3 protein-coding genes are annotated in these 4,746 nt (G+C 73.2%); all 3 read right to left on the bottom strand.

Annotated features, from left to right (window positions below):
- On the bottom strand, nt 1-3,090 hold a 3,090-nt coding region (locus tag ACYVE7_RS29325; protein ID WP_460369182.1), incomplete at its 3' end, for a type I polyketide synthase.
- 8 nt (nt 3,091-3,098) lie between these two features.
- Entirely contained in the window at nt 3,099-4,016 is a 918-nt protein-coding gene (locus tag ACYVE7_RS29320; RefSeq protein ID WP_460369180.1) for a proline iminopeptidase-family hydrolase, read from the bottom strand.
- A gap of 58 nt (nt 4,017-4,074) precedes the next feature.
- On the bottom strand, nt 4,075-4,746 hold a 672-nt coding region (locus ACYVE7_RS29315), incomplete at its 5' end, for an alpha/beta fold hydrolase (protein ID WP_460369177.1).

Below are 4,746 nucleotides of genomic sequence, written 5' to 3'. Positions count from 1 at the left end.
CGGGACGGCCTCCGGCGGGGCGGTGCTCTCGGCCAGCGTGCCCGAGGCGTGCCGGATCCACGCGGAACCCACCTGCGAGACGACGCTGACCGGACGGCGTCCGGCGTCGTCGGCGGCGCCGACCAGCACGCGGAGCCGCACCCCGCCGTGGTCGGGGAGCACCAGCGGCGCCTGGAGGGTGAGTTCTTCGATCCGGCCGCAGCCGACCTCGTCGCCGGCGCGCAGCGCGAGCTCGACGAAGGCGGTGCCGGGCAGCAGCACCGAGCCCAGGACGCTGTGGTCGGCCAGCCACGGCTGGTCGTCCACCGACAGCAGGCCGGTGAGGACCACACCGTCGTCGTCGGGGAGCGTGACCAGCGCGCCGAGCAGCGGATGATCGGCCGCGATCAGTCCCGCCGCCGTCACGTCAGAGGACGCCGGCCGCAAGCTCCGCCAGTAGCGCTGACGCTGGAAGGCGTAGGTGGGCAGGTCGACGCGGCGGGCGGCACGGCCCGCGTACACCGCGTCCCAGTCCGGGCGCACGCCCCGGGTGTACAGCAGGCCGACAGCCTCGAGCAGCGCCCTCGGCTCCGGCCTGTCGCGGCGGAGCACCGGCACGGCGACCGTGCTCTCCGAGCGGAGGTTCCGCTGGGCGAGTCCGGTGAGGATCCCGTCGGGGCCCAGCTCCACGAAGGTGGTCACGCCCTCTTTCTCCAGGTGGCGGATGCCGTCGGCGAACCGGACCGCTTCACGGACGTGCCGCACCCAGTAGTCGGCGCTGGCCACGTCGGCGGCGGCGCCCGTCACGTTCGACACGACCGGCACGTCGGGTTCGGTGTATCCGACGCTCTCGGCGACCGCCCGGAACTCCGCGAGCATCGGCTCCATCAGCGGTGAGTGGAAGGCGTGCGACACCCGCAGCCGGGTGGTCCTGCGGCCTTCGCCGGTGAAGTGGTCCGCGATCGCGGTGACGGCGGCGTCCTCGCCGGAGACCACCACGGCGTCGGGGCCGTTGACGGCCGCGATCCCGACGTCACCGGTCAGCAGTGGGAGCACCTCGTCCTCGGTCGCCTGGAGCGCGACCATGACGCCGCCGGGCGGCAGCGCCTGCATGAGACGGCCGCGCGCGGCCACCAGCCGGGCGGCGTCGGCCAGCGAGAACACCCCGGCGACGTGCGCCGCCGCGATCTCGCCGATCGAGTGCCCGGCCAGAAAATCGGGATTAATCCCCCAGGACGTGACGAGCCGGAACAGCGCCACCTCGACGGCGAACAGCGCCGCCTGGGTGTGGGCCGTCTGGTTCAGGGCGTCCTCGTCGCCCCAGGCCACCTCCCGCACCGGCCGGTCCAGATGGACGTCCAGCGCGGCACAGGCCGTGTCGAAGGCTTCGGCGAACACCGGATGGGCCGCGTGGAGTTCCCTGCCCATCCCGACTCGTTGGCTGCCCTGGCCGGAGAACAGGAACGCGGTGAGGCCGACCCCGGGCCTGACCCTGCCCCGCACCTGTCCGGCCGGTGAGTCACCTGCGGCGAGCGCGACGAGACCGGCCAGGAGTTCGGCACGGTCGGCGCCGACCACGGCGGCGCGGTGGTCGAGGGCGGCCCGTCCGGCCGCCAGCGACAAGCCCACCTCAGCCGGACGCAGTTCGGGGTGCTCCACGACGAACGCGTGCAGTCTCCCGGCCTGGGCGGAAAGAGCCTCGGCCGTCTTGCCCGCGATCGGCCAGAGCACGGGGCCGCCGGGGTCCGCGCCGACGTCCTGCGGCTCCGTGACGGGCGGCTGCTCGATGATGACGTGCGCGTTGGTCCCGCTGACGCCGAACGACGACACCCCCGCCCGGCGCGGACGGCCGGTCTCCGGCCACTCCCGCGCCTCGGTCAGCAGCCGGATCTCCCCCGCCGTCCAGTCGACCTGCGCGGTCGGCTCGTCGACGTGCAGGGTCTTCGGCAGCACCCCGTGCCGGATCGCCTCGACCATCTTGATGATCCCCGCGACCCCGGCGGCGGCCTGCGTGTGCCCCAGGTTCGACTTGATCGACCCCAGCCACAGCGGCCGCTCCCGGCCCTGACCGTAGGTCGCCAGCAGCGCCTGCGCCTCGATCGGATCCCCCAGTGCGGTGCCCGTGCCGTGGCCCTCGACGGCGTCCACGTCGGCGGCGGTCAGCCGGGCGTTGGCGAGGGCCTGCCGGATCACCCGCCGCTGGGACGGGCCGTTCGGCGCGGTCAGGCCGTTGGACGCGCCGTCCTGGTTGACGGCCGAGCCGCTGACGACCGCGAGGATCGGACGGCCGTCGCGTTCGGCGTCGGCGAGCCGTTCCAGCAGCAGCATCCCGGCGCCCTCGCTCCAGCCGGTGCCGTCGGCGGCGGCGGCGAACGACCGGCACCGGCCGTCCGGCGACAGCCCGCGCTGCTCACTGAACTCGACATAGGTGTCGGGCGTCGCCATCACCGACACCCCGCCCGCCAGCGCCAAGGCGCAGTCACCCGACCGCAGCGCCTGGACCGCCCAGTGCAGCGCGACCAGCGACGACGAGCACGCGGTGTCCACGGTGACCGCGGGGCCCTCGAGGCCGAGCGTGTAGGCGACCCGGCCGGAGACCAGGCTGCCGTCGCTGGAGGTGAGGCCGTAATCGTGGTACATCGCACCGGCGAACACCCCGGTGCGGCTGCCGCGCAGGGCCAGCGGGTCGAGACCGGCCCGCTCGAGGGCCTCCCAGGAGATCTCCAGCAGCAGCCGCTGCTGCGGATCCATCGCGAGGGCCTCACGCGGGCTGATCCCGAACAGTTCGGGGTCGAAGTCGCCCGCGTCGTGCAGGAACGCGCCCCGGCGCACATAACTCTTGCCCGGTTTGCCGGGTTCGGGGTCGTACAGGCCGTCAAGGTCCCAGCCGCGGTCGGCCGGGAACGCCGAGGTGGCGTCCACTCCCCCGGCCACCAGCTCCCACAACTCCTGCGGCGTCCGGGCCCCGCCGGGGTAGCGGCACGCCATCCCGACGATCGCGATCGGCGCGGACGTCACCGCCGCGAGCCTGCTGTTCCGCTGCCGCAGACGCTCGTTCTCCACCAGGGAGTTGCGCAGCGCCTCGACCACCTGCTCGACGGATGCCTCCATGCCGTTCCTCACCCTTCCGTCGCCGTGGTGTCCAGGCCGCCCAGGAAATCCAGCATGATCTTGCTGAACCGTTCGGGCTCCTCCAGATGCGGGGCGTGGCTGGAGTCCTCGAAGATCTCCCAGCGGGCGCCCGGGATCAGGTCGTGGTAGGGCCGGACCGTTTTCGGCGTCGCCTCGTCGTGCCGGCCCGACAGCACCAGCGTGGGGACGTCGATGTCGGGCAGGACCCCGGTCACCGACCAGTCCTTCAGGGTTCCGATGACGTGGAACTCGCTGGGCCCGTTCATGGCGTGGTAGACGGTCGGGTCGTTCGACGTCTCCATCAGGGTCGCCACGTACTCCTGCGGCCAGGGGTCGAGCCGGCAGACGTGCTTGTCGTAGAAGACCATCATCGCGGTCCGGTACTCGTCGCTGCCGGTGGTGCCGGCCGCCTCGTGCCGCAGCAGCGTGTCGTTCACCCCGGGCGGGAGCTGCGCGCGCAGCACGTCCATCTCCTCCAGCCACAGCCGGTAGGACGCGGGGGCGTTCGCGACGACCAGGCCGCGCAGCCCGGCCGGACGGTCCGCCGCGTGCCGGGCCGCCAACATGCCGCCCCAGGACTGGCCGAACAGCACGTAGTCGTCGGCGATGCCGAGCCGTTCCAGCAGGTTGTCGAGCTCCTCGAGGAACAGCCGGACCGTCCAGAAGTCCGCGCCGCGCCCTGGCAGGTGGGTGGAGCCTCCGTTGCCGAGCTGGTCGTAGTGGACGACGGGCCAGCCGTGGTCGGCGAACGACGCCAGCCCGACCAGGTAGTCGTGGGTGGCTCCGGGGCCGCCGTGCACGGTGACGAGCGCCGGGCGCCCCTGGTGGAGTTCCCCGGTGACCCGGTACCAGGTGCTGTGTTCGCGGAAGGGGACCGTCCCCTTCGCGGTGGGCGTCAATGCCATTCTCGGGACCACCTGACTCGGCTCGCTTCCACTCGGTCGTCGGGATCTGCGGGCGGCGTCATGTGAGGGATCCGAGCCATTCCTCGATGATCGCCGCGGTGGTGGGCGCGTCCTGCTCGCCCAGGGTGAAGTGGCTGCCCGGCGCGGTCCGCAGGGTGTGGGCGGGGTCCCAGGGGCTGGGCCTGGTGTCGCCGGAACCGCCGGGCAGGACGATGAAGGGATCCTCGGCGCGGACGAACAGGACCGGCGCCCGCAGGGCGACCGGTGTGAAACCGGTCAGCAGGGTGACGTAGTGACTCATCCCCGACAGCCGGGCGCCGTCGAACCGGCCGTAGGTCGTCTCCTGGCCGAGCAGCGCCACGATGAGCTGTTCGAGCCCGGCGCCCATGGCCTCGTCGCCGGTCCGGTAGGTGTCCATCAGGATGACGCCTGCGGGGCCGGTGTCCGGTGACCGCTCCAGCCGGGCGGCCGTCAGATGGGCGAGGAGCCCGCCTGAGGAGTGGCCGAGCAGGAGGTACGGTTCGCCTTCCGCGGCCTCCAGGACGCTGTGGGCCAGCACGTCGGCGATGGTGGTCAGGGAGTCGGGCACCGGTTCGCCGCGGGTGAAGCCGGGCAGGGACAACGCCGCGACCTGGCGGACGCCGCGGAACTGGGCGGCGAGCCTGGCGTGCTGGTGGACGCCGCCGCCCGCCATGGGGGTGGCGAGGCAGAGGAGGCGGGGCCGCGCGGG

The organism is Actinocorallia lasiicapitis (genome assembly GCF_054778695.1).
The sequence above is the reverse complement of the archived record's forward strand: the minus strand, read 5'-3'. Positions and strand labels throughout refer to the sequence as shown.